The organism is Halorubrum gandharaense, assembly GCF_054654575.1.
Genome location: NZ_BAAIET010000001.1, coordinates 62,761 through 84,436, shown reverse-complemented (window position 1 = coordinate 84,436; position 21,676 = coordinate 62,761). Strand labels below are relative to the sequence as shown.

The following is a 21,676-nucleotide window of genomic DNA, read 5'->3' as shown; positions in this document are numbered from 1 at the left end:
CGATGGGGGGAGCAGTGGAGACGGCGATAGCGACGGAGACGGCGGAACCGCCCCCGAGGAGGCCGGAACACGCGCCTCCTCGCTCGCCTGATCGACCGGTTCAGGGCCGCTTTTTAGGGTAGCAGGGGGCGAGCGAGAGGAGCAAGGAAGGGGAGCGGGTTAGCTCCGTTCCCGCCCCTCGTACTGCTCGCGCTCGGCGATCCGGAGCCGCGTCTCGCCGCGCTCGGCGTACAGCCGGCGGTCCTCACGGACGAAGTCGACCCCCTGCAGCCTGACCGACTCGCCGGCCGCGGGGATCCGCGCCGTCTCGTTTGCGCCGTCGTGTTCGACGATCAGGTCGAAGCCGCCCTCGGTGGCGGCCACGGTCACGTTCCGGCCGTCGATTCGAGGCTCGGCCGCCTGAGCCTCCGAGACGAACGCCGTCGAGCGCTCGCCGTCGTGCTGGAGGTCGACGCGGTAGGTGGCGTCGGCGCCCGCCGGCTGCCAGCCCGAGCGGATCGCCCAGACGGTTTCCCGCCAGCCCGTGCCACCCACGTCGACGGCGCGATACTCCCAGAACGCCAGATTGCCGCGCGAGACCGCCGTCGTCCAGATGTTTCGGTCGGGGCTCCGCACGATCACCCCCGAGGTCCGCACGGAGGTCGACCGGCCGAACGCCTCGACGTCGACCACGTTCACCATTCCGTCCTCGACGTTCTCGGCGTAGGTGACCTGATACCCCTCGACCTCGATCGGGTCGCCCGGGAGCTCGTCGTCGGACACCGTCACGAGGTTCGGGAGAATGCCCGGCCCGGCGACCGCCGCGAGCGCGAGCACGACACAGAGCAGTCCGACGGCGGCGGGCGTCGCCGAGCGCACTTGCTCCGCGGTCGACTCGGGGTTAGAAACCGCCCGCTCGGGCCACACCGGCTCGTCGCGTCCGGCCACCGCCACGGCCACGATCAGCGCCAGCAGGACCAGCAGCGCGAGGCCGATCGCCCGATACAGCTCGTAGCGCTCGTTGCCGAGGTACCAGTAGACGGCCCACAGCCGTCGGGACGCGCCGAACAGCAGGACGGCGGTGAAGACGGCGAGCGCCGAGCGACTCGTGAGGACGTCTCTGGCGCGGTCCACGCGGTCGACGCCGTCGGCATCCCCGGCCGGTGCGGCTGCCCCAACCGCCCCAGTGGCGCCAACCGCCGCCATCGCCGTCTCGCGATGGCGGATCAGGAGCACGCCGGCGAGGATGCCCCCGAGCAGGCCGAGCGCGTGACCCTGGACCGCGATGTTCGCCCAGCTCGGCGGCCCGTAGGAGGATGACGCGCTCGCCACCTCGACCGGACTCTGTATCGTCGAGTGGACCGTGCTGACCAGCGTCGAGGCAGTCAGCGCCGCGATCGTGCCGAGCGGATAGTGGACCAGCGCGAAACCCCACAGCGCGAAGACGACGCCCGAGAAGCCGATGACGGGACCGAGCGCGAACAGCGACGAGAGGAAGCCGAACAGGAGGATCGCGCCGGGGACGAACAGAAACGCCCGGACGTACGAGTTCGACCGAGCGTCGGCGAACGACGACGACCCCCGTTCACGGGGGAAGTGACCGTAGGCGTACTCGGCGAGCGCGCCGGCGACGAGCGTCGACAGGAGGTTCCCCGTGATGTGGCTCCGCGAGGAGTGTGCGAATCCGGACCAGAGCACGCCTTCCGGGTAGAAGTACGACCACGCCCGAAACGGGATCACGACCGGCCGGTTCGGATTCTCCAGCCCGCTCTGAACGAACAGGTAGACGGCGACGACGAACGTGACGGCGACGAGCGTCCCCCACGGGACGCCGAGCAACAGGCGGGATCGAAGCGTTCGGCCCCACTCGCCGGCGGGGCGGTCGATCCGGCGGACGACGAGCGCGGCGAGCGCCACCGTCGCAAGCGCGACGAGGAGGTGGCCGGCATCCGAAACGAGCGCGTCCGCGAGCATATTCCACACTCCGGCGCACGGCTAATCAATGGGCGGGTCTTGAAGGAGTCGGCCACCAGGCGAAGTCACGAGCAGCGGAGCGCATGCAGCATCCGGTGGGGATGGCCGTCGCTCCCGGTTCCAGTGCACGTTGGTGAACGTGAACGTCGGACCGGTTCAGATCTTGTTCTCGGCGTCCTTCGCCAACTCCTCCATGCGCTTGCCGACGCGGCCCGCGGGCGAGAACTCGTCCTCGCTCATCGCGGTGGCGAGCGCGTTGCCGAGCACGAAGACGGCGTGTTTGTGCTCGCTTTTGGATTTGTGGACGTGGGACGGATCGACGCTGAGCTCGTCGTAGGGGTCGAACAGCTCCTCGTCGACGCTCTCGCGCTCACGAAAGTGTTCCATGATGGTAACCATCTGTTCGTGGAGCTCGAGCAGTTCATCTTTGTGCATGCTTATGAATAGGGGACGAAGGGCTTTTAATCCTTCTTGCGGTCGACTGCCACACGCGCCGGTTCGTGGCCGTGGCCGGACGCGGTGGCGCGCGAGCCGCGTGGACCGTTAGAAGACGTACTCGTCTTCGTGTCCCATCATTCCTTCCTCCTCGAACCCGCTGCCGCCGGTCTCCTCGTCGTCCATCGGGCCGCTCGTCTTGTACGCCTTGATGCCGGTGGAGAGGAGCTCTTCGACCGCCTCACCGCGGTTGAGGAACTCGCCTTCCTCGACCATCTGGGCGATCTGCATCTCCAGATGCTCGGGCACCGTGATCTCTACTTTGGGCATTCTACGTTCCGCTGTAATCGCATAGGGCATATAAGTTTGGCGTCGACAATACGAGGATAGGAAAGCACGGTTCGATACGCTCCCAATTACGTTTCGCACTCCGGAAACTCCTCTTGTCAAGACACCCAAACTATCGTGGGTCGGCCGATCGCGCCGGTCGTCGCGAATTCGGTACCCATAGGTGAATCGACGCCCTACGTCGGGCATGGTCGAGGACGTTACGCACATCCACCGCGAGTACGGCGACGACCGGCTCCCGCCGGGCCAGCGGAAGACCGACCGGTTCCCCGTGCTCTCGAAGAGCGGCACGCCGTCGGTCGACCCCGATGACGCCGGGCTCGACGTGTACGGCGCGGTCGACGAACCGCTCGACTACTCGCTGTCCGAGTTCAAGGCACTTCCGTCGGTCACCCAGCGGCAGGACTTCCACTGTGTCACCGGCTGGAGCAAGTTCGACTGTGAGTTTACGGGAGTGGTCTTCGACGAACTCGTTGAGCGCGCCGGCGTCCACGACGACGCCGACCACGTGCTGTTTCACGCGCACGACGGTTACACGACGAACCTCCCGCTGTCCGAGTGCCGGCACGAGGGCGTGCTCCTCGCGTACGGCTTCGACGGCGACCCGCTCCCGGCGGACCACGGCGGCCCCCTCCGGGTTGTCACCCCTCACAAGTACGCCTATAAGGGGGCCAAGTGGGTCTCCGGCGTCGAGTTCCTGACCGACAAGGAGTTGGGCTACTGGGAGAAGCGCGGCTACAGCGACACCGCGAACCCCTGGAACGAGGAGCGTTACAGCTAGCCCCCGGAGTGGGGACCCGCGCGCAACCGGACCACCGGGATAGTTAGCGTAAAGGAGCCGGGGACCGGACCCCTTTTCAATGGAACCGCCGCGTTCGACGGCCGCGACGACGCTGGTCAGTCGCACGACCCGCATCGACGCGCCCGACTTCCGCGCGGCGTACGAGGCGCTCCCGAGCCCACGAACCGCCTGGTCCGCGCCGGACGACGCCACCGTCCTCGCTGGCGGTGCAGCCGCCGTCATCGAAGCTGCCGGAGCGGACCGGTTCACTGCGGTACGTGACGGCGCCGAGGAGCTGTTCGAGTCCGGGGACGTTCACGCCGGCACGGAAGCCGCACGCCCCCGCCTCTTCGGCGGCTTCGCCTTCCACGAGGGAGGCTGTGCAACCGACCCGTGGACCGACTTTCCGGAGGCACGGTTCGTCCTGCCCCGGACACAGGTCACGTACGCAAACAACGGGACGTGGCTCACGGCCACCGAGGCCGCCCCCGATGCAACGCCGGAAGCCGTCGAGAAGCGTCTCGAAGCGGCCGTCGACCGCTTCTCCGGCCGCTCGAACGACGGCCCGCAACCGCCACGTCCGGGGATCGCCTCCCAACGGCGCACCACGAGTCGTGAGGCGTGGCGCGAGAGCGTCGAGGCCGCCGTCGACCGGATCCGCGGCGGCGACCTCCGTAAGGTGGTGCTCGCGCAGGCACTGGAGGCCGATCTCGTAAGCGACCTCTCACGACCCGCGACGCTGGAGCGACTGGCCGACAAATATCCCGACTGCTACCGCTACAGCTTCGAGCCGAACGGCGGCCAAGCCAGCTTCTTTGGTGCCACACCGGAACGACTGGTCGCCCTCCGTGGACGGACGCTGGAGACCGACGCGCTCGCCGGGACGACCGGCCGCGGCGAGACGCCGTCGGAGGACGAGTGGCTCGCCGAGGAGCTGCTCACCGATCCGAAAAACGTCCACGAACACGAACTGGTCGCCGAGACGATCCGTGATCAGCTGGAGCCGTTCGCCGCCTCCATCGCCGCCGGCGAACGACGAGTCCGGCGACTCGCGACGGTCCAGCATCTCCACACGCCGGTGACGGCGGAGCTCGACGCCGACCGCCACGTCCTCGAACTCGTGGAGGCGCTCCATCCGACGCCGGCGGTTGGCGGCCTGCCACCGGACCGCGCGCTGGAGACCATCCACGACACGGAGCCGTTCGACCGCGGCTGGTACGCCGCTCCGGTGGGGTGGATCGACGCCGCCGGCAACGGCGCGTTCGCGGTCGCCATCCGGTCGGCGGTCGCCACCGACCGACAGGCAACCTTGTTCGCCGGCGTCGGCCTCGTGGCCGATTCGGATCCGGACCGCGAGTGGGACGAAGTCCAGTTGAAGTACCGGCCGATCCTCGACGAGCTGGAGACGGACGACTGAGCCGAGCAGGCGCGCATCCACCCGGGTGGCCCTATTGGAACCCGCGCAGCGGCTCCGCTCGGGCGCTCGCCTCGCCGCTCTGGAGCTGCTGTGCGAGCTGTCGTTTCGCATCGCGGATCTCGGCTGCCCGATCGGTGAGTTCGCTCGTCGCGGTGTCGAGGCCGGCGATCGGGTCGATGCCCTTCTCGATGAGCACGCGCGCCGCCGTCGGATCGGGGAACTGCGGATCCGACTCGACGATGAGACCGACCGAGCGGATGCCCCGCTCCAGCGCGTCGGCAAGCAGCGCGCCGGTCGGGCCGGCGACGACGCCGGACTCGGGGGGGTCGTCGATTCCCGCATCGGAGAGGGCCGACTCCGCGCCGCCAGTGGCGACCCCGTACAATCCCGGCTGCTCCTCGTCCGTCTCACGGCCGATCCCCGAGAGGTAAATCGGCATCGCGTTCGTCTCGTCGAGCCAGCCGGCGAAACAGTCCACGAACTCGACGGCCGCGTCCGGCGTCACCGGCACGTCGCTCCGGAGCGCGACGACGTCGTGCTCAGGGTCGGCGTACAGCCGAACCGGCGTCGTGAGCGACGGATCCGACGACTCGTAGGTGGCCACACGCGGAAGTCCCCCACAGTGGACGTTCGCGTGGTGGACCATGTCGTACGTCTCGATCAGGTGCGAGACGGCGATGCTCCCGACCAATCCCACACCCGGAAACCCCTCGACCAACACGGGGTCGGTCAACTCGACGTCTTCGACGACGGAGATTTGTGCCATATGCTACCATACGCTAACCGACATGGTAAACGTGCGGCTTCAGTCGGTCGGCGGCGGTGCTGCTCCGAAACCGTCTAATCGGGGCGGCTGGAAGACGGGGTATGAACCCCCTTGAGCGGTACGAGCCGCTCGTCGACGACGTGGAGGCGTTTCGAGCCGCCTGCGAGCGGCCGCTTCCGTCCGTCGTCCGCGTGAACACGATCAAGGCGACTCCCGAGCAGGCGCGCGCCGCGCTCGACGAGGAGGGCGTGACCTACGAGGCCGTCGACTGGCACGACGGGCTGTTCCGGCTACCAGACCGGAGCCCGGGCACCAACTGGCCCTACTTCCACGGCTGGCTCCACGGCCAGGAGGAGGTGTCCGTGCTTCCGGGGCTGGCGCTCGACGCCCAGCCCGGCGAACGCGTCTGGGACGCCTGCGCGGCTCCCGGGAGCAAGACCAGCCAGATCGCTGCGGATATGGACGACGAGGGCACGCTCGTCGCCAACGACAACAATCTCGGCCGACTCTCCGCGCTCCGACACAACTCGGAGCGGCTCGGCGCGACGAACGTGGTCGTCACCAACCAGGACGCCCGGAACTTCTCGACGAAGCCGCTGGCGTTCGACGAGTTCGACCGCGCGCTCGTCGACGCGCCCTGCTCGTGTGAGGGAACCTGCCGGAAGAACCCGGACGTGCTCGACGAGTGGACCCTCAACCACGTCAAGCAGGTCGCCGGCATCCAGAAGGGCGTCCTGACGCGGGCCGTCCAGGCAACCCGCCCGGGCGGCGTCGTCGTCTACTCCACGTGCACGTTCGCCCCGGAGGAGAACGAGGCCGTGCTGGACCACGTGCTCCGCGAGGAGGACTGCGAGCTGGTCGAGTTTGACCTGCCGCTGGAGACGGTCCCCGGCGTCACCGAGTGGGACGGCGAGACGTACGACGAGTCGGTGACGCGCGCACACCGCGTCTACCCGCACCACAACGACACGGGCGGGTTCTTCTGTGCGAAGCTGCGCGTCGGTGGGGAGGTTGCGACTGACGGTGGTACGGCCGTGGCGGACGGCGGCGAGACGAAGCCCGACGGCGGCACACCCGAGTCGACGAGCACGGGCGAGGAGGTGGACGCATGAGCGACGAGAACGGCGACGCCGCTGGCGGCCCCTCCAACGACGGCCAGCGCTTCGACCAGCTGCCGGCGACCGACGCCGAGCGCGAGGTCGCGGGGCGCGCGACCCGCGAGGAGGTGCTCGACTGGTGGGACGAGCGGTTCGGCATCGGCGAGGAGACTCTCGGCGAGTACACCTTCTGGGAGAAGGGCGCCGGGAAGGTCTGGATCTTCAACGGCGAGGCCGGGGACCCCTCGCGGATCGAGGCGATCGGCATGTCGTTCCTGCGGACGCGACAGGAACACTGGAAGCCGACGACGCGTGCCGTCCAGCGATTCGGTGGACTGGCGACGCGGAACGTCGTCGAGCTCGACCCCGAACAGGCCGCCCGGTTCGCGGCCGGCGAGGACCAGGACCTCCCCGAGTGGGACGGTGACTGGGGCTACCTCGTGGCGACTCACGAGGTCGCCGGCGAGACCGCGCCGATGGGCGTCGGGCTCTACCTCTACGACGAGCTCCGGTCGGTGGTGCCGAAGGGGAGCCGCGAGAACCTGGCGGTCGTCGAGCGCGACGAGTAACGGAGCGCCGTCGCTGGCGGACGGCGGATAAGCGGAGTGGCGGAGCCGATTCGGATGATGGCTGACAGGCGACGCCGCTTGGCGCGGAAACCGGAGATCACACGGCGGAGCGTCGCACACCCGCGGGCCGCCGTGTGGTGGCTGGTCACTGCATCGCGGCGAGTTGCTTCGGCTTCACTCAAAAGGTGTTGGGCGGACGGTTCAGTCGAATGAGTGACGACGCTACGCGTCCTTTTTCCGGAGCGTGCCGCCGCCGAGCCCCTCCCACGCGACGCGGTAGCCGAGCCAGGAGAGCGCGGCGCTGGCGTCGTCGATGCCGTGGTCCGCGAGGACGGTCTCCGCGTCGTCGAGCGTCATGTCGGCATCGAGGTTGCCGGCGACTTCTTCGAGGACGGCCGGTTTGACGAGGGTGCGGCCCACCCGCTCGTGGTTCGGAAAGCGTTTGTCTTCGAGTGCATCCACGCTCACACCGTGTCGCTCCGCGAGGGCGTCGAGCGCGACGGTGTCGCCCTCGGGGACGAGCTCGTCGGGGAGATCGGCGGCTGCGTCGGCGACGAACTCGGTCTCGTACTCGCGGAGCACGTCGACGATCTCCTTCACACGGACGGTTCCGGAGTAAGTGACGACGCGGTGGTCGCGGGCGGCGACCGCTTCGCCGACGCCGAGGCTCTCGTCGACGGCGACGAGCAGGTCCACGTCCTCGACGTCGGCCAGCTGGTCGAGCTTCTTGGCGACGTACTCGGGGGTCCAAAAGCCCATCACCTCGAAGAACAGCCGGAAGTCGGCGTGCGCGTAGTCGAACGCGAAGTCGGGGATCATCACGCTCGTCCCGGTTTCGAGCGGTTCCGGCTCGCGGACGAGCGTCCAGTCGAGATCGAGCCCACGGAACCGAGCGGCGAAGTCGGCCTCCACCCCGCTGTCGAATCCGGGTTCGGCGACCGGCTCGACGCCGGGAACGGTCACGTCGCCGTCGGTGAGCGTCATCGTGCGCTCCGTACCCCGGTCGTCGATCGTCGCCTCCAGGCGCCAGTCGTCGGTCTCAGCGACGGTTCGGAGCAGGCGTGCGAAGGCGGTGCCGTATCGGCGGGTTCGCGAGAACAGCGCGTCAGGGCCGGTGACGACGAGCTCTCGACCGTCCGGGGTTTGCTCGACCTCGTACATCAGCCGGAGGCGTTTGACCGCGGAGACGAGTCGCTTGGGGTCCGCCGACCGGACGCGGACCTCCGTCGCGTCGAACAGCGCCGTCTGCGCCAGCGAGAGGTTGTACTGCTCGATCAGGTCGTCGGGGTCCCACCGTACGTCGGCGTCGATCAGGATCTCGTTCACGTCGCGGTCGGCGTACAGCGTCGCCTCGACCGTGTCGGCGTCGACCCCGAGGCGGTCGGCCGCGCGGTCGAGTGCCTCGGTGCGTTCCGCCTCCGAGGCGACGCCGACCGCCTCGGCAGTCTCGAAGGCGGTTCGACGGACCCGCTGCGGCGGAACAGGTGCTCGAGTCTCAAACTCGCACTCGCGCTCGACGAGTGTGGCGAACCCTCGGACGAGCTTGAAGTCCGGGGCGTCGGCCTCCAGGTCCTCCAGTGCGTCGTCGAGGTCGCCCCGGCGCTCGCCGACGTGCTTGCGGAACGTGCCGAGCACATGCGCGGCGATCGGACGGCGCTCCCGGCTGACGAACCTGGGACGGTAGCCGCCGCCGGCCCGGGAGACGCGCAGGAGGTCCTTCCGTAACACGTCTCGGAGTAATCGGTCCGTCTTTTAAAAGGCGACGGACGTGGGCGGAGAGTTTCCCGTCGAGAGCGCCGGGCCCACCTTCGAGCCCGACGGGGAAACGCCTATACGCGCCGGCGCGAACCTCCGAATATGCGACGGAGAGCGGTATTGGGACTGCTCGTCGGGACGACCGCGGCCGGGTGTTTGGGTGCGAGCCCGCCGTCTGGTCCTCGAAATCCGCCGGACGGGGACGGGTCCGCGGCGCCGGACCCCACCGAACCCGACGACGGTTCGCCGGCGTTCAGGCTCGGCGACTGGGACTTCGGGTCGGACGACGACGGCGACCTCCGCGTGGAGACGAACGTGATCAACGAGGCCCCCAGCGAGCGCTCCGGGACGGTCGTCGTCGCCGTTACGGTCGGCGACGAGCGCCACGAGGAGCGGGCGGACGTGGCCGTCCCCGCTGAGGAAGTCGAAACGGTCCCTCTCCACTTCGAGGTGTCGTACGAGGCGTTCGACGCCGGCGGTTCGCTGACGGTGGACCTCGAACGCGACTGAGACGCTGGGCGGCTACTGCTCTGTTCCGGCCCGCTATCACTCCCTACCGCCGGCGGTCGGCGACGCGCTCCTCCGCGGTTTCGCTGCTAACCAGCTCGTACAGCGTCGCTCTCCCGCCGTCGTCCTTCGGGCGGAGGATCCGGCCGAGCCGCTGGGTGAACTCCCGCTCGCTGCCGGAGCCGGAGAGCACGACGGCGACGTTGGCGTCCGGCACGTCCACCCCCTCGTCGAGCACGTTCGCGGCGACGATCCGACTGTAGGTGCCGTCACGGAACCGTTCGAGCGTCTCGCGGCGCTCGGGGGCGCCGGTCTCCGCGGTGACGGCCGGGAGGAGGAACCGCTCGGAGAGCCGGTAGACGAGGTCCGTGTGTGCCGTGAAGACGATAACACGGTCGTCGCGATGGCGGTCGAGGATGTCGCCGAGTCGCTCGACCTTCCGGTCGGCGTTCATCATGATCTCCCGCGCGTCCTGTTTGGCGAGGAGCGCCTCGCGGGCCCGCGGGTCGTTGCCCGACCGCTTGACGAGTTCGCGATAGTCGCTCCCGCTTGAGAACGTGATGCCGGCGTCGCGGACGTACTCGACGAAGGTGCCCTGTTTCTCCTCGTATCGCTCGCGCTCCTCCGGCGTGAGGTCGACCTCGATCCGCCGGATGTCGTAGGGCGCGAGGTGCTCGCCGGCGAGGTCGTCCACGTCGAGGCCGTACACCCGGTCGCCAACGAGCTCCGCGACCGTCTCGTGAGCACCGTCGGGGCGCTCGAACGTCGCCGTGAGCCCGAGTCGTGCGGGCGTGGGCAGGAGCCGCGCCACGTCGCGGAACCCCTCGCCGCCGAGGTGGTGGACCTCGTCGAACACGACGAAGCCGAAGTCGTTCCCCACGCCCTCCGCTTTGAGGTACGCGGAGTCGTACGTGGACACCGTGATCGCCTCCTGTCGCTGTTCACCGCCGCCAAAGCGGCCGATCGGCACGTCGAACTCCGTCTCCAGTTCGCGCTGCCACTGATCGAGGAGGTCGACGGTCGGGACGACGACGAGCGTCGGCACGCCGAGGTCGACGATCGCGCGGATCGCGATCACCGTTTTTCCTGCGCCGGTCGGGAGTTCGAGTACGCCACGGTCGCCGGCGTCGTGCCACGCCGAGAGTGCCTCGTGCTGGTACTCCCGGAGGTCGTACTCCGTGGAGAGGTCGAGTTCGGGGAGGTCCGCGAGAACGTCGTCCTCGACGTGCCGGCCAGCAACCTCCAGGGCGCGCCGGATGGCCGCGTACTCGTGGGCCGGCGCCCGGCTCGTTCCGGACCGTGGGTCCGTCTCCACCCCCGGAAGCGGCGGGAGCGACGGCGCCGACTCGTCGGCGTCGACGCGGATCGTCCCGTTCTCGTAGCCCAGCCGGACGGTCATACCCGTACGTGGGTGACCGACTTTTAAACAAACGTCGTCTCGGCCCCCCGTGTGCGCCCCCGAGCTGGCCGCGGTCGTCGCCGCCGGCGCACCACCCACGCCGAACAGCAGCGGGGGAGTGAGGCCGCCGGCTGCCGAACGGTCGCCGTGGTACGGTCCCGGTCACCCAGTATCCTGAAGTGACTCCCGCTCGCAATCGTTCACAATGTCACTGATCGGGTCGCTCGTCGCGTTCGTGGTGAGCCTGCTCGTCGGCGGGCTCGCCATCTTCATCGCCGCAAGCGTCGTCACCGGCACGCGGGACTACAGCCACGCCGTCTTCACCGCGCTCGTCGGCGCGCTCGTGTGGGGGCTCTCCGAGCTCCTGCTGTCGTGGATCCCGCTCGTCGGAGGCTTCATCCCGCTGATCGCGTGGGTCTGGGTGATCCGGTGGCGCTACGGTGCGTCGTGGGTCCACGCCGCCATCATCGGCTTCATCGCCTGGGGATCGGCCATCCTCGTGTTGACCGTCCTTCCGATTGCGGGAATTACGGACGCCGTCGGGGTGCCGTTCACGCAGGCAGCGGCGTTGATCTGAAACGGAGCTAATCGGCGCCGATTCGGACGGCTAGAACAGCGCTTCGCTCTCGTCGAGGATGTGGGCGGGGCCGCCGACCTCCCAGACGTCGGTCTCGATGCCGATCTCCGCGATGCGGGCTTCGACGCGGTCGACGTACTCCTCCCGGGTGTTGACGTACACGGACGCGCCGGTGTCTGTCGAGAAGTAAACGGGCACGTCCTCCTCGGTGCGGAGTTCGCGGACCGCGTTGAACACCTCGATCGTCTCCGGCTGCCAGTACACCCAGCCCGAGGGTCCGGTCATCGTCGTCGCCGTCAGCGACAGCGAGTCGTGTTCGGCCGTCTTGTAGATCCGGTCGAACGCACCCTCGCGGAGCGCGTCCTTCATCTCGACGAGCTGGTCCTGGACGTGTGCCATCCGCGCGTCCATCATGTGGCTCGCGGCGGCCTCCTCGTGGGCCTGCTCGGTCTCCTTGTACGCGGGGACGTGGCACGCGATGACGCGAAGGTCCTCCTCGGGGTCGAACCCGTCCTCGCCCTCGCCCACGTCGAGCCGGTAGGAGCGGCAGTCCTCGTCGTTGAGGCCGGTCTCGAGGATCGAGTATGCGCCCGTGACCGCGCGGGCCGCGGACGACGACCCGCGGCGCGCGACGGCCGACACGTCCGGCAGCGTCATGTCGAGGCCGGCGGCCTCGGTGAGCGCCAGCGCGGCGGCGGCGAATCCGGACGCCGACGAGCCGAACCCGATGTTCGACGGGAAGGAGTTCTCGCTCTCCAGCCGAACCGCGTGGTCGGAGCCCGACAGCTCCCGGACGTGGTCGACGACGTTGACGATCCGCTCCGCGGCGTGGCCCTCGACCTCCTCGCCGTCGATCACGTAGGTGTCCTCGCTCGCATCGGGCTGCCACTCGACGGTCGTGGTCGACGCCGTCGGCGCCGTACAGAGGCTGATGCTGTCGTGGTACGGGTGTCGCTTCTCCTGGTCGCGGATCCCGTGGTACTTCACGAGCCCCTGGATGGGGTGGGCTCGCGCGGTGGCTTTCATGGTCATACCTCCGGAAGCGTTCGGCGGGGGATTAGTCGTTGCGATGGCCGGCGGCGAGGATCGGCCCGTGTGAGTCCCGGATTACGAACCGTCGATGTCACTCGAATACGCAGCGAGGATGGACTTGGCGGAGCTGGCGAGCTCCTCGAACCGTTCCATCGACATCGAGTCAGTCGTCACCCAGACGCCATGCGGACCGTGAATGACACGCGTCAGATAGCCGCGCTCGAACATCCGAACCGTTGCCTGGTACGATCCGAGCTGTGAGTCGACGTACAGCGAATCCGTCCGGAACCCCATTCGTTCCAGTTCGGCAAAGCCGGTGAGATCGGCCGTTCGTTCGAGGTCCGAACGAAGGTAGATCTGATCGACCGTCTCCTCGGTGAAATGGGTGATACTCCGGATCTCATCTCCGATCACGGTCCGACACGCACTGATCAACTCGCTTTCGAGATCTCCGTCATCCATGGTAGCACATCACATGGACGAAGTATAATTGTAGCGCAGACGGTCCCTGCATGCGATAAACGGTCCAGCAGGTGCTGGGAGCGTTCACCGCGAGGCGACCTGGTGTCCTTTGGCCGACGAGTTCGTCCGGGTAGTGTTCCGGAAGGCTGGTGTCCGGGAGGGTCCTTCAGGCCGATTCCGGCGACCTCACGGCGACGAAACCGAGGGGAACGCTTTTGATTGCCCCACGGGAACTCGGTGGCATGACCGAGTACACCGTGGAGTTCGTCGGCACCGGCGAGACGATCGAGGTGTCGGACACGGAGACGATCCTCAACCCCTGCATCGAGGAGGGGATCGCTCAGGAGTACTCCTGCCGCGTCGGCATGTGTCTGGCCTGTTCGGCGGAGATCGTCGAGGGCGAGGTGACCCAGCCGGCCGCCCGCGGGCTCACCGACGAGGAGGCCGAGGAGTTCGCGCTCACCTGTATGGCGCGCCCGCAGAGCGACCTGAAGCTCGACCGCGGCAAGTACCCGCCAAGCATCGAGGACGACGCCGCGGCGAGCGGGAGCGCGGCGGCCGACGACGACTAGTACGTGTTTTGAGGTGGTTTTTAAGCGAGTAGTTCCGCGAAGTGAGTTAGTGCGCCGGCGAACGCCTCCAAAGCCCCAGCCGGCTCCTTATAAGCGGTTTGTGCGGGGAGTGCGCCGGCGACCACGGAGAACACGACCGTCAAAGCCCCAGCCGGCGACGACTCGCGCGCCTCGTTGCGCTCCTCGCTCGCGTCGCTCGCTGCGGTGCTAAACGTCGGCGTGCTTCGTCCTCGCCGGCTGCCCCTTTGAGTCCCACCCTACCGCACCGCAACCGCACCTCACGCCTCCCCAGCCTCGGCAGACGGCCGCCGGCGGGAAACCGCTCCGCCGGCGCCCGCTGCCTCCCTCGCGCTCCGCTCGCGCCTTATCAGGCGCTCGCGGGCGCGCCGACTGGTTTGGTCGGGGAGCAATTCGTGAGCATTCCACGGGGCCGTCGAGCGCTTATAAGCGAGTCTTGGTAATCGACTACGACGACTCCTCGGCGCGCGCGAAGCGGTGCCGAACGACCTCGGCGTCGTCGTTCCACTCGAAGTTGCCGCCGTGGACCTTGACCATTCGCTCCTTATACGCCTCCAGCGATGGCGACCCCTCGCGTTTCGCGTCCGCGTCGGTCATGTCACCGAGGGTGTGCTCCGTGACGTCAGTCAGCTCGAAGGTCACGCCGTCGACCTCGAACGTGTCGCCGGGGTCGCCGTAGCGGTTTCCGCGGTGGAGCTGCGTTACGTCGCCGGCGAGCGCCGCCTTGCGCACGCGGTCGTTCGGGAGCAGGTCGTCGAGGTCGAACTCGTCATCGGACATGAACGACGGTTGGGGCGGCGCGCGCTTATAAGCGGTGACGTGGGCAGGAGGTGACCGAGGAACATGGTCAGGTTGCGAATTTCGAAACGCCGGCGGGGGCGGGTGCGCACGGATGTGCGGGCGGTTTTCTCGGGGGTAAGCCGCGGGTTTCAAGACGACCGGCGTCCCCCTCTCAGACAATGCGTCAGGACCACCTCATCACCGCGACCCAGCTCTCGCGGGCCGACATCGAGGCGGTGCTCGACCGGGCGCGCGACGTCGCCGCCGATCCCGCCGCGTACGCGGACCGACACGCGGGGTCGGTGCTCGCGCTCTGTTTCTTCGAGCCGAGCACGCGCACGAAGATGAGCTTCGACACCGCCGCGAAGCGACTGGGCGCCGAGACGATCGACATGGGCAGCGTCGAATCCTCCTCCGTCAAGAAGGGGGAGTCGCTCGCCGATACGATGCGCGTCATCGAGGGGTACGGCGACGCCATCGTGCTCCGCCACCCAAGCGAGGGCGCGGCGACGCTCGCCGCCGAGTTCGTCGACGTGCCCGTCGTCAACGCGGGCGACGGCGCGGGGCAGCACCCCTCACAGACCCTGCTCGACCTCCACACCATCCGGGAGAACCACGGGCTCGACGACCTCACCGTCGGGATCATGGGCGACCTGAAGTACGGCCGCACCGTCCACTCGCTGGCGAGCGCGCTCACCAACTTCGATGCGCGCCAGCACTTCATCAGCCCCGAGTCGCTGCGGCTCCCCCGCTCGGTGCGCTTCGACCTCCACGAGGCCGGCGCGCAGGTTCGCGAGCACACCGAGTTGGAGGCCGTGCTCCCGGAGCTCGACGTGCTGTACGTCACCCGCATTCAGCGCGAGCGCTTCCCCGACGAGAACGAGTATCACAAGGTCGCCGGCGAGTACCGCATCGACGCCGAGACGCTCGAAGCGGCAAAGGACGACCTTACCGTGATGCACCCGCTGCCACGCGTCGACGAGATCGCGCCCGACGTCGACGACACCGACCACGCCCGCTACTTCGAGCAGGCGCACAACGGCGTCCCGGTTCGCATGGCGCTGCTCGACACCCTCATGGAGGCCACCGATGAGTGACCACGAACTCCGCGTCTCGAAGATCCGCAACGGCACCGTCATCGACCACGTCGAGGGCGGACAGGCGCTCAACGTCCTCGCCATCCTCGGCATCGACGGCTCCGAGGGGTTCGGCGTCTCCATCGGGATGAACGTCCCCTCGGACCGACTCGGGCACAAGGACGTGGTGAAGGTTGAGGGTCGCGAGCTCTCGGCCTCCGAGGTCGACGTGCTCTCGCTGATCGCCCCCGAGGCGACGATCAACATCATCCGCGAGTTCGAGGTCGCCGAGAAGAACCGCGTCACCCGCCCGGAGAACGTCCGCGGCGTCCTCTCGTGTCCGAACCACAACTGTATCACGAACGCGGACGAGCCCGTCGACACGCGCTTCGACGTGGTATCCGACGGCGTGCGCTGCGACTACTGTTCGACGATCATCCGCGAGAATCTGGCGGAGCACATCGACGTCTAGGGCAGAGTGTTCCGCAATCGGACCGGCGGTTTCCTACCCGGCCGCCGGTAGCTTTTAGCCGCCGCCGGTCGCAGGATTGGACATGAGCAAGAAAGTGAAGCTCGTCGTGGTACTGGCGTTCGTGGTCCTCGCGTACTTCCTGTTCGCCGGCGACAAGGAGCCGGTCGAAGTCGAGTAGCCTCGTCCCGCGGACGGTCCACGGTCTTTTACCACCCCGACCCCGTAGCGGCTGGTATGTACGGGGTCGTGACGCGGAACGCCGACGAGGTCGACATGGAGCCGTTCGATCTCGGCTTCTACGAGGTGAAGGACGTTACCGGGCGCGCGGCGGCGCCGCTCCCGAACGCGGTGAACATGGTGTCGTGTTTCGGCGACAACGCCGCCGCCGGCGAGAACCCGGAGCTGGTGCCGGTCGACGAGCGCGGCGAGCCCGCGACGCGCGACCGCGACTACTTCGACTGGGCGTACGTCTGTCCCACCCACTCGGAGTATCGCGAGGGGCTCTTCGAGATCATCGAGGACTGCGCCGACGAGAACGGCGACGTGCGCCTCGACGACGTGGGGTTCCCCCGCGAGGGGTTCTGTCGGTGTGACCGGTGTGAGCGCCTGTTTGCGGAGTCCGACCACGACGAGTGGGCCGACTGGCGCGCCGACGTGATCACGACGTTCGTCGCCGAGGCGACCGACCGGATCCCGGGCCGGACCTTCCTCACGCTGTACCCCGACCCGTATCCGGGCCACCTCCGGGAGCGCGCCGGCCTCGACATCGAGGCCCTCGCGGAACACGTCGACGAGTTCGTCGTGCCGCTGTACGACATGGACTATGGGACCACCTACTGGCTGGAGACGATCGCGCGCGGCTTCCGGACGTTGCTCGGCGGCGATTACGACCTCCACGGCGCGCCGCCGGAGACGCCCTTTTCACTCGAGCTGTACGCGGTGAACGTCGACGTGGACGACCTGATCCACGCGACGGAGGTCGCCGAGGTGTACGCCAAAGACGTGTTCTTCGGCTACGACGCGAGCAACGCGGCCGCCGCGCTCCGGCGGAAGGATGCCGATTCGCGGGAGGGCGAAGTTCACCGACCCGAGTGATCGCGGCGAGGTAGAGGTTCCGGCGACCGCCGACAGCCGACCGCCGACCGCCGACCGCCGACAGCCGACCACATGCCGCCGGCCGAGTACGACGCCCTTATCAGTCGCGGCGGAAGACAAAGAAACGGGTCGGCCGCCGGTGCCGAGTAGATCGGCGTCACCTGCGCTCTGCGCCTGTGACATCCCGCCGAACCCGCACCGTAGCGGCGACCCGTTCTACACCGATGAGCGACGGCGTCGTTCGCCGCTCCGCTTGATACAAATTGGAAAACGTGGCTCTGTTGCAGCCATAGAGTGTGAGCTGTTTGCCTCTCCTTGCGGTCAGTACAGGTCAACTACCGCTCGGGTTCCATATTCAGAGAGGTATGAATTCCCCGAACAACGGCCCCAATTCCGACGAGAGCAAGAATCACTACCGTGAGGAGGCTCCAATCCCACACAAGTAGCAATCCGGAGAGGGCCACCGCAAGGATACCAATCCCTGTCATTACGATTGGGTACGCTCTTGGCTTGATAACGATACTGAGGATGCCAGTACCAACAATAAAAGCGAACAGCGTCGCGATGGGGAATCCAAGGTATCCTCCGATACCGGAGAGCCCCAAAGTGACACCACCCAATATGATCCACGGGTACTGCCACCGTTCTAATTCGACCATGAGTTACTTTTATCCAATCAGGTTATATTTATTTTTCTCTGTCATGGCCAGTTCGCACGCCTCACCGAGCGACTGTTCTATTCGGCTTCGTGGTAAAGAACAGCGTTTCAACGGCGCTGAAACCGCCTAGTGGACGGTTCGGTCGTCAGTCGTGTCGATCTCCTCGATCGGGTCGGCGTTGCCGAAATCGGGTTGGGGGCCGTCGCCGGGCGCCGCCCACTCGACCGCGTTCTGCAGAACCTGCTGTACGTCCTCGTCGTGGTAGACGGGGTACGTCTCGTGGCCGGGACGGAAGTAGAACACCTTCCCGTTGCCGCGGTGGTAACAGCAGCCGGAGCGGAACACCTCGCCGCCGGCGAACCAGGAGTTGAACACGAGGGTGTCGGGCGCGGGAATGTCGAAGCGCTCGCCGTACATCTCCGTCTCCTCGAGCTGGATGTACTCGTCGAGCCCGTCGGCGATCGGGTGGCCGGGTTCGACGACCCACAGCCGCTCGCGCTCGGCGGCCTCCCGCCACTTGAGCGAGCAGGTCGTCCCCATCAGCCGCTTGAAGATCTTCGAGTAGTGGGCGGAGTGGAGGACGAGCAGCCCCATCCCCTCCAGAACGCGCTCCTGCACGCGGTCGACGACCGCGTCGCTCACCTCGTCGTGGGCGGCGTGGCCCCACCAAGTCAACACGTCGGTCTCCGCGAGAACCTCCTCGGTGAGCCCGTGTTCGGGCCCCTCGTCGAGGGTAGCGGTGCGGACCTCGTGGCCGGCGGCGTCCAGGACCTCGGCTATGACGGCGTGAATGCCGTCGGGGTAGATGTCGGCAACCACGTCGCTCTCGCGCTCGTGTCGGTGCTCGTTCCAGACGGTTACTCGGGCCATAGTAAACGCCCCGTTCCCCGGGGTCTTGTAGCCTGCCATCCGGACGTTCATGTCGGCGCATCACCTACAGCAGCCGTGAGCGACCGAAACGACGATTCGGACGAAACTGACGGAGAAACCCGCGAGAGTCGCGGGTTCATCGAGCCCGACCGCGGCTTCGACGGGCCGTGGCTCGCGATCCTCGCCGTCGCGGTCGTCGGCTGGACCATCCTGTTCGCGGTCAATCGCCTACTTCTCGATCCGGTGACGCCAGCGGGCGCAGGCGTGGAGTTCGTGTACGCCTACCTGCTGGCACCGCTGGCGACCGCGACGATCCTCCTCGACGCCCTCTCACTACGCGACGACGGCGTCGTCGACCTCGGCCTGTTCAAATGGCTGTACGCGCTCGTCGCGCTGGTGTACCCCGTCGTTGCCGTCGTCTACTACGCGCACCGCGAGTGGCTGAAACCGGGCGACCCGGACCTGCTGGAGGAGCCAGCGCCATGACGGGCGAGGACGACCTGACGGATGAGAAGGCCCCCGCGGGGACCGTCAAGGGACTGGTCACAGCCCCCGCCGAGAGCGCGCCACCGGAACAACACGAGACGGTCGAGATCGTGTCGGGTGGCGTGTCGGGCGACCGTTACTGCCGGGGTGACGGCCACTTCCAGCTGGACGCGTGTGCGGTCACGCTCGTCGCGGCGGAGGCGCTCGACGCCGTTCACGACGACATCGGCGTCGACCTCTCGGACGGCCGTCACCGGCGAAACGTCGTTGTTCGCGGATTCGATGAGGGGATGGACCCGCTGTTGAATGCGACCGTCGCCGTGGGCAACGCCCACCTCCGGCCGATGAGTCGTCGTCCTCCGTGTGCTCACCTGGAACAACTCGCCGGCGAGGACGGCGTCGCGTCGGCACTGAAAAATCGGGGTGGGCTCTGCTGTGACGTGGTCGAACCGGGAGCCGTCTCGGTCGGTGATACCGTCCAAATCGTCGAGGCCGACCCGCGCACGGCGGGCGCGGCGATCGCCGAGCGACTCGAAAACGGGACGGGACAGCCGGACACTCGTGAGACGGACCGGAGCGAGTAGGGCTACTCGTCCGGGAAGATGCTGTCGGGGATGTAGGCGGTGACCGTCCAGTTGGGCGCGTCGACGACCTCGCTCACCTTCAGGTCCATCGCGGCCGAACAGAGGATGTACGCTTCGCCGCGGGTGAGGTCGCGGTTCTCCGCGAGGTGGTCGATCATGTGCCGCGTCGCCTTCTTCGTCGCCTCCATCAGATCGTCGCTGATTCCCGTCGTGGCGTACATCGGCTCGTCGCGGCCGGTGGGCGTGAACGGCCCCGTCGTCTCGAACTGCGGCTGTTCGATCTCCATGTCCTTCCGGACGGAGAAGCGGGCGGTGACGAACATCGGCGCCTCGACGCCCGTCACGCACACCTCGCCGTCGCCCTGCGCGGCGTGGCAGTCGGCCGTCGAGAACAGCGCGCCCTCGACTTCGACGGGGAGGTAGACCGTCGAGCCCGCCGTCATGTGCTTTACGTCCATGTTCCCGCCCGTCGAGAGCGGCGGAAGCGTGTCGTGCTCGCCGTCGTCGCCCGGCGCGACGCCGATGACGCCCGGGAAGGGGTCCAGCGGCACCTCGATGCCGTTGACGAAGTGGCCCACGTCGCCCTCCAGGTCCCAGATGTGCACGTCCGAGTCGGGGAAGTCCTCGGGCAGGAGCCCGAGACCCATCTCGCCGGGCATGTACCCCGTGTACCCCCAGCCCTTGTGCTGGAGGTCGAGCAGCTCGACCTGGAGCACGTCGCCGGGCTCCGCGCCCTCGACGGCGACGGGGCCCGTCAGGGGGTGGACGGGGTCGAAGCTCACGTTCGCGAAGTCCTCGGCGGTCGACTCCACGTCGAGCTGGCGGTCGACCGCGTCGCGACACTCGAACCGCACCACGTCACCGTCCTCGACGGAGAGGACTGGGTCGAGCGAGTTGTCCCACGCGCGGTGGATGTTGCGCTCGGCGTCCGAGAGGTGGTGGTCAACGGTGTACTCGCGCCGGGTGGACGGCTCGTCGTGCTCGTCGTAGTGTGTCATACGTGATCAACATCCACCGCATTGGACTTAAATACGGACGTCCCGGAGGCTCCCGCCGGCAGGTCGGTCGTTCCGACGGGTGCCTCCCGTGATCTGGTCCCATGGTGACACAAGCGACAAGGCCCCTCGAACGAGTGTCCTCCCATGCACGACTACCACGTCCACTCAACGTACTCGGACGGAACCTTCCTCCAGTGGATGGTCGATGCCGCCGCCGACGCCGGGATCGACGGTGTCGGGATCGCCGATCACTGCAACGTTTTCCCCGATCCGGATGCCGAGTCGTTCAAACACGCATACGGGTTCAACCTCGACCTGACGTACGAACGCCGGCGCGAGGCGATCGACGACCTGCAGGTGGATGCGCCGGTCGACATCCACGACGCCGTGGAGATGGACTACCACCCCGACCACGAGGCGGCGATCGCCGCGTTCCTCGACGAGGCCGACTTCGACTACGCGATCGGCAGCGTCCACGACCTCGACGGCGTCAACGTGCACGTCCGCGACCACTTCGCGCCGGCGTCCGAGGCCGAGCGGCGGGCGTTCGTCGACCGCTACTTCGAGAAGCTCGTCGCGCTGGTCGACTCGGAGCTGTTCGCCATCGCTGCCCATCCCGACCTGGTTGAGCGCAACCCGCACCTGCGAGGGTTCGCGCGCCGGGAGCAGTACGACCGCGTGGCGAAAGCGTTCCGTGACTCCCGGACCGTTCCCGAGCTCAACGCCGGTCGGCTGCTGGACGACTACGGTGAGTTCCACCCCGCCCCCGCGTTTCTCGACACGCTCGTCGAGCACGGCGTCAACTTCACCGTCGGCACCGACAGCCATGAGCCCGACGCGATCGCCCCCCGCATCGAGGCGATCGAACGCGAGTTCGAGACGCGCGGGATCGAACCCGTCTCCGTCGTCTGAGTCGCCGGCGACTCGGCACCACCGGACGTAGCCGGTGTTCGACGGCAGGATTTCCG

25 protein-coding genes are annotated in these 21,676 nt (G+C 67.7%); 13 read left to right on the top strand and 12 right to left on the bottom strand.

What is annotated here, in order from left to right:
• Positions 1 to 159 precede the first annotated feature (159 nt).
• From ACYQ07_RS00405 to ACYQ07_RS00395, 3 genes are all read right to left on the bottom strand, one after another.
• A complete protein-coding gene (locus ACYQ07_RS00405) occupies positions 160 to 1,953 on the bottom strand; it encodes a rhomboid family intramembrane serine protease (protein WP_459875822.1) in 1,794 nt (597 codons plus the stop codon).
• Positions 1,954 to 2,109: 156 nt separating this feature from the next.
• Positions 2,110 to 2,388 carry a UPF0058 family protein gene (locus ACYQ07_RS00400; protein WP_459875820.1) on the bottom strand — a complete coding sequence of 93 codons (279 nt, stop codon included), beginning with the start codon at positions 2,386 to 2,388 and terminating at the stop codon, positions 2,110 to 2,112.
• Positions 2,389 to 2,496: 108 nt separating this feature from the next.
• Positions 2,497 to 2,718: a DUF7120 family protein gene (locus tag ACYQ07_RS00395; protein ID WP_459875818.1), complete on the bottom strand. Its 222-nt coding sequence runs from the start codon at positions 2,716 to 2,718 to the stop codon at positions 2,497 to 2,499.
• A 205-nt stretch (positions 2,719 to 2,923) separates the two neighbouring features.
• Between ACYQ07_RS00395 and ACYQ07_RS00390 the strand changes: the two genes are divergently transcribed.
• Together ACYQ07_RS00390 and ACYQ07_RS00385 are read left to right on the top strand one after the other, a co-directional pair.
• Complete coding sequence (locus tag ACYQ07_RS00390; RefSeq protein WP_459875816.1) at positions 2,924 to 3,517, top strand: sulfite oxidase-like oxidoreductase; 594 nt, start codon at positions 2,924 to 2,926, stop codon at positions 3,515 to 3,517.
• A 79-nt stretch (positions 3,518 to 3,596) separates the two neighbouring features.
• Complete coding sequence (locus ACYQ07_RS00385) at positions 3,597 to 4,934, top strand: isochorismate synthase (protein WP_459875814.1); 1,338 nt, start codon at positions 3,597 to 3,599, stop codon at positions 4,932 to 4,934.
• A 31-nt stretch (positions 4,935 to 4,965) separates the two neighbouring features.
• On the opposite strand, the gene ACYQ07_RS00380 is transcribed toward ACYQ07_RS00385, so the two are convergent.
• The gene (locus ACYQ07_RS00380; protein ID WP_459875811.1) at positions 4,966 to 5,700 is read right to left on the bottom strand and encodes a proteasome assembly chaperone family protein; all 735 of its coding nucleotides are present in this window, start codon (positions 5,698 to 5,700) and stop codon (positions 4,966 to 4,968) included.
• 101 nt (positions 5,701 to 5,801) lie between these two features.
• Here ACYQ07_RS00380 and ACYQ07_RS00375 point away from each other — a divergent pair, with 101 nt between their 5' ends.
• Together ACYQ07_RS00375 and ACYQ07_RS00370 are read left to right on the top strand one after the other, a co-directional pair.
• Entirely contained in the window at positions 5,802 to 6,812 is a 1,011-nt protein-coding gene (locus tag ACYQ07_RS00375; protein ID WP_459875808.1) for an RsmB/NOP family class I SAM-dependent RNA methyltransferase, read from the top strand.
• A complete protein-coding gene (locus ACYQ07_RS00370; protein WP_459875806.1) occupies positions 6,809 to 7,366 on the top strand; it encodes a DUF7122 family protein in 558 nt (185 codons plus the stop codon). The genes ACYQ07_RS00375 and ACYQ07_RS00370 overlap by 4 nt, the downstream gene beginning before the upstream one ends.
• 222 nt (positions 7,367 to 7,588) lie before the next feature.
• Here the strand turns inward: ACYQ07_RS00370 and ACYQ07_RS00365 are convergent, their stop codons facing one another.
• Positions 7,589 to 9,094, bottom strand: coding sequence for a DUF790 family protein (locus ACYQ07_RS00365; protein WP_459875804.1), 1,506 nt, complete (start codon positions 9,092 to 9,094; stop codon positions 7,589 to 7,591).
• Positions 9,095 to 9,223: 129 nt separating this feature from the next.
• Here ACYQ07_RS00365 and ACYQ07_RS00360 point away from each other — a divergent pair, with 129 nt between their 5' ends.
• Positions 9,224 to 9,631, top strand: coding sequence for a transcriptional initiation protein Tat (locus ACYQ07_RS00360; RefSeq protein ID WP_459875801.1), 408 nt, complete (start codon positions 9,224 to 9,226; stop codon positions 9,629 to 9,631).
• A 43-nt stretch (positions 9,632 to 9,674) separates the two neighbouring features.
• Here ACYQ07_RS00360 and ACYQ07_RS00355 read toward each other — a convergent pair whose 3' ends face one another.
• Positions 9,675 to 11,027, bottom strand: coding sequence for a DEAD/DEAH box helicase family protein (locus ACYQ07_RS00355; protein ID WP_459875798.1), 1,353 nt, complete (start codon positions 11,025 to 11,027; stop codon positions 9,675 to 9,677).
• A 205-nt stretch (positions 11,028 to 11,232) separates the two neighbouring features.
• Here ACYQ07_RS00355 and ACYQ07_RS00350 point away from each other — a divergent pair, with 205 nt between their 5' ends.
• Positions 11,233 to 11,604: a hypothetical protein gene (locus ACYQ07_RS00350; protein ID WP_459875795.1), complete on the top strand. Its 372-nt coding sequence runs from the start codon at positions 11,233 to 11,235 to the stop codon at positions 11,602 to 11,604.
• A gap of 30 nt (positions 11,605 to 11,634) precedes the next feature.
• Here ACYQ07_RS00350 and mvaD read toward each other — a convergent pair whose 3' ends face one another.
• The gene (gene mvaD / locus ACYQ07_RS00345) at positions 11,635 to 12,630 is read right to left on the bottom strand and encodes a phosphomevalonate decarboxylase MvaD (protein ID WP_459880171.1); all 996 of its coding nucleotides are present in this window, start codon (positions 12,628 to 12,630) and stop codon (positions 11,635 to 11,637) included.
• 81 nt (positions 12,631 to 12,711) lie between these two features.
• A complete protein-coding gene (locus ACYQ07_RS00340) occupies positions 12,712 to 13,098 on the bottom strand; it encodes a DUF7522 family protein (protein ID WP_459875793.1) in 387 nt (128 codons plus the stop codon).
• A 242-nt stretch (positions 13,099 to 13,340) separates the two neighbouring features.
• Here ACYQ07_RS00340 and ACYQ07_RS00335 point away from each other — a divergent pair, with 242 nt between their 5' ends.
• Positions 13,341 to 13,670 (top strand): 2Fe-2S iron-sulfur cluster-binding protein, encoded by a 330-nt coding sequence (locus ACYQ07_RS00335; protein ID WP_459875791.1) that lies wholly within the window; start codon positions 13,341 to 13,343, stop codon positions 13,668 to 13,670.
• Between the two features lie 465 nt (positions 13,671 to 14,135).
• Here ACYQ07_RS00335 and ACYQ07_RS00330 read toward each other — a convergent pair whose 3' ends face one another.
• Positions 14,136 to 14,468, bottom strand: coding sequence for an ASCH domain-containing protein (locus tag ACYQ07_RS00330; RefSeq protein ID WP_459875788.1), 333 nt, complete (start codon positions 14,466 to 14,468; stop codon positions 14,136 to 14,138).
• Positions 14,469 to 14,647: 179 nt separating this feature from the next.
• Between ACYQ07_RS00330 and pyrB the strand changes: the two genes are divergently transcribed.
• From pyrB to ACYQ07_RS00315, 3 genes are all read left to right on the top strand, one after another.
• Complete coding sequence (pyrB, locus tag ACYQ07_RS00325; protein ID WP_459875785.1) at positions 14,648 to 15,565, top strand: aspartate carbamoyltransferase; 918 nt, start codon at positions 14,648 to 14,650, stop codon at positions 15,563 to 15,565.
• On the top strand, positions 15,558 to 16,016 hold the full coding sequence (pyrI, locus tag ACYQ07_RS00320) for an aspartate carbamoyltransferase regulatory subunit (RefSeq protein ID WP_459875782.1): 459 nt from the start codon (positions 15,558 to 15,560) through the stop codon (positions 16,014 to 16,016). Before pyrB ends, pyrI begins: the two co-directional genes overlap by 8 nt.
• 234 nt (positions 16,017 to 16,250) lie before the next feature.
• Positions 16,251 to 17,111 (top strand): hypothetical protein, encoded by an 861-nt coding sequence (locus ACYQ07_RS00315; RefSeq protein WP_459875780.1) that lies wholly within the window; start codon positions 16,251 to 16,253, stop codon positions 17,109 to 17,111.
• Between the two features lie 335 nt (positions 17,112 to 17,446).
• Here the strand turns inward: ACYQ07_RS00315 and ACYQ07_RS00310 are convergent, their stop codons facing one another.
• The gene (locus ACYQ07_RS00310; protein WP_459875777.1) at positions 17,447 to 17,770 is read right to left on the bottom strand and encodes a hypothetical protein; all 324 of its coding nucleotides are present in this window, start codon (positions 17,768 to 17,770) and stop codon (positions 17,447 to 17,449) included.
• Between the two features lie 126 nt (positions 17,771 to 17,896).
• Positions 17,897 to 18,640: a ThuA domain-containing protein gene (locus ACYQ07_RS00305; RefSeq protein WP_459875774.1), complete on the bottom strand. Its 744-nt coding sequence runs from the start codon at positions 18,638 to 18,640 to the stop codon at positions 17,897 to 17,899.
• A gap of 138 nt (positions 18,641 to 18,778) precedes the next feature.
• Between ACYQ07_RS00305 and ACYQ07_RS00300 the strand changes: the two genes are divergently transcribed.
• Positions 18,779 to 19,126 carry a hypothetical protein gene (locus ACYQ07_RS00300; RefSeq protein ID WP_459880168.1) on the top strand — a complete coding sequence of 116 codons (348 nt, stop codon included), beginning with the start codon at positions 18,779 to 18,781 and terminating at the stop codon, positions 19,124 to 19,126.
• Complete coding sequence (locus ACYQ07_RS00295; RefSeq protein ID WP_459875771.1) at positions 19,123 to 19,710, top strand: MOSC domain-containing protein; 588 nt, start codon at positions 19,123 to 19,125, stop codon at positions 19,708 to 19,710. Before ACYQ07_RS00300 ends, ACYQ07_RS00295 begins: the two co-directional genes overlap by 4 nt.
• Before the next feature lie 2 nt (positions 19,711 to 19,712).
• Here ACYQ07_RS00295 and ACYQ07_RS00290 read toward each other — a convergent pair whose 3' ends face one another.
• Positions 19,713 to 20,708 carry an acetamidase/formamidase family protein gene (locus ACYQ07_RS00290; protein WP_459875768.1) on the bottom strand — a complete coding sequence of 332 codons (996 nt, stop codon included), beginning with the start codon at positions 20,706 to 20,708 and terminating at the stop codon, positions 19,713 to 19,715.
• Positions 20,709 to 20,852: 144 nt separating this feature from the next.
• On the opposite strand from ACYQ07_RS00290, the gene ACYQ07_RS00285 reads away from it, so the two are divergent.
• Positions 20,853 to 21,620 carry a PHP domain-containing protein gene (locus tag ACYQ07_RS00285; protein ID WP_459875765.1) on the top strand — a complete coding sequence of 256 codons (768 nt, stop codon included), beginning with the start codon at positions 20,853 to 20,855 and terminating at the stop codon, positions 21,618 to 21,620.
• Positions 21,621 to 21,676 lie beyond the last annotated feature (56 nt).

Excerpts from the sequence above, each read along its gene's own strand:
- ACYQ07_RS00290 (WP_459875768.1), bottom strand. The coding sequence starts at position 20,708 with ATGACACACTACGACGAGCACGACGAGCCGTCCACCCGGCGCGAGTAC.
- ACYQ07_RS00330 (WP_459875788.1), bottom strand. The coding sequence starts at position 14,468 with ATGTCCGATGACGAGTTCGACCTCGACGACCTGCTCCCGAACGACCGC.
- ACYQ07_RS00295 (WP_459875771.1), top strand. The coding sequence starts at position 19,123 with ATGACGGGCGAGGACGACCTGACGGATGAGAAGGCCCCCGCGGGGACC.
- mvaD (WP_459880171.1), bottom strand. The coding sequence starts at position 12,630 with ATGAAAGCCACCGCGCGAGCCCACCCCATCCAGGGGCTCGTGAAGTAC.
- ACYQ07_RS00350 (WP_459875795.1), top strand. The coding sequence starts at position 11,233 with ATGTCACTGATCGGGTCGCTCGTCGCGTTCGTGGTGAGCCTGCTCGTC.
- ACYQ07_RS00360 (WP_459875801.1), top strand. The coding sequence starts at position 9,224 with ATGCGACGGAGAGCGGTATTGGGACTGCTCGTCGGGACGACCGCGGCC.
- ACYQ07_RS00390 (WP_459875816.1), top strand. The coding sequence starts at position 2,924 with ATGGTCGAGGACGTTACGCACATCCACCGCGAGTACGGCGACGACCGG.
- ACYQ07_RS00340 (WP_459875793.1), bottom strand. The coding sequence starts at position 13,098 with ATGGATGACGGAGATCTCGAAAGCGAGTTGATCAGTGCGTGTCGGACC.
- ACYQ07_RS00405 (WP_459875822.1), bottom strand. The coding sequence starts at position 1,953 with ATGCTCGCGGACGCGCTCGTTTCGGATGCCGGCCACCTCCTCGTCGCG.
- ACYQ07_RS00375 (WP_459875808.1), top strand. The coding sequence starts at position 5,802 with ATGAACCCCCTTGAGCGGTACGAGCCGCTCGTCGACGACGTGGAGGCG.
- ACYQ07_RS00285 (WP_459875765.1), top strand. The coding sequence starts at position 20,853 with ATGCACGACTACCACGTCCACTCAACGTACTCGGACGGAACCTTCCTC.
- pyrB (WP_459875785.1), top strand. The coding sequence starts at position 14,648 with ATGCGTCAGGACCACCTCATCACCGCGACCCAGCTCTCGCGGGCCGAC.
- ACYQ07_RS00355 (WP_459875798.1), bottom strand. The coding sequence starts at position 11,027 with ATGACCGTCCGGCTGGGCTACGAGAACGGGACGATCCGCGTCGACGCC.
- ACYQ07_RS00310 (WP_459875777.1), bottom strand. The coding sequence starts at position 17,770 with ATGGTCGAATTAGAACGGTGGCAGTACCCGTGGATCATATTGGGTGGT.
- ACYQ07_RS00395 (WP_459875818.1), bottom strand. The coding sequence starts at position 2,718 with ATGCCCAAAGTAGAGATCACGGTGCCCGAGCATCTGGAGATGCAGATC.
- ACYQ07_RS00380 (WP_459875811.1), bottom strand. The coding sequence starts at position 5,700 with ATGGCACAAATCTCCGTCGTCGAAGACGTCGAGTTGACCGACCCCGTG.
- ACYQ07_RS00315 (WP_459875780.1), top strand. The coding sequence starts at position 16,251 with ATGTACGGGGTCGTGACGCGGAACGCCGACGAGGTCGACATGGAGCCG.
- ACYQ07_RS00335 (WP_459875791.1), top strand. The coding sequence starts at position 13,341 with ATGACCGAGTACACCGTGGAGTTCGTCGGCACCGGCGAGACGATCGAG.
- pyrI (WP_459875782.1), top strand. The coding sequence starts at position 15,558 with ATGAGTGACCACGAACTCCGCGTCTCGAAGATCCGCAACGGCACCGTC.
- ACYQ07_RS00400 (WP_459875820.1), bottom strand. The coding sequence starts at position 2,388 with ATGCACAAAGATGAACTGCTCGAGCTCCACGAACAGATGGTTACCATC.
- ACYQ07_RS00305 (WP_459875774.1), bottom strand. The coding sequence starts at position 18,640 with ATGGCCCGAGTAACCGTCTGGAACGAGCACCGACACGAGCGCGAGAGC.
- ACYQ07_RS00370 (WP_459875806.1), top strand. The coding sequence starts at position 6,809 with ATGAGCGACGAGAACGGCGACGCCGCTGGCGGCCCCTCCAACGACGGC.
- ACYQ07_RS00385 (WP_459875814.1), top strand. The coding sequence starts at position 3,597 with ATGGAACCGCCGCGTTCGACGGCCGCGACGACGCTGGTCAGTCGCACG.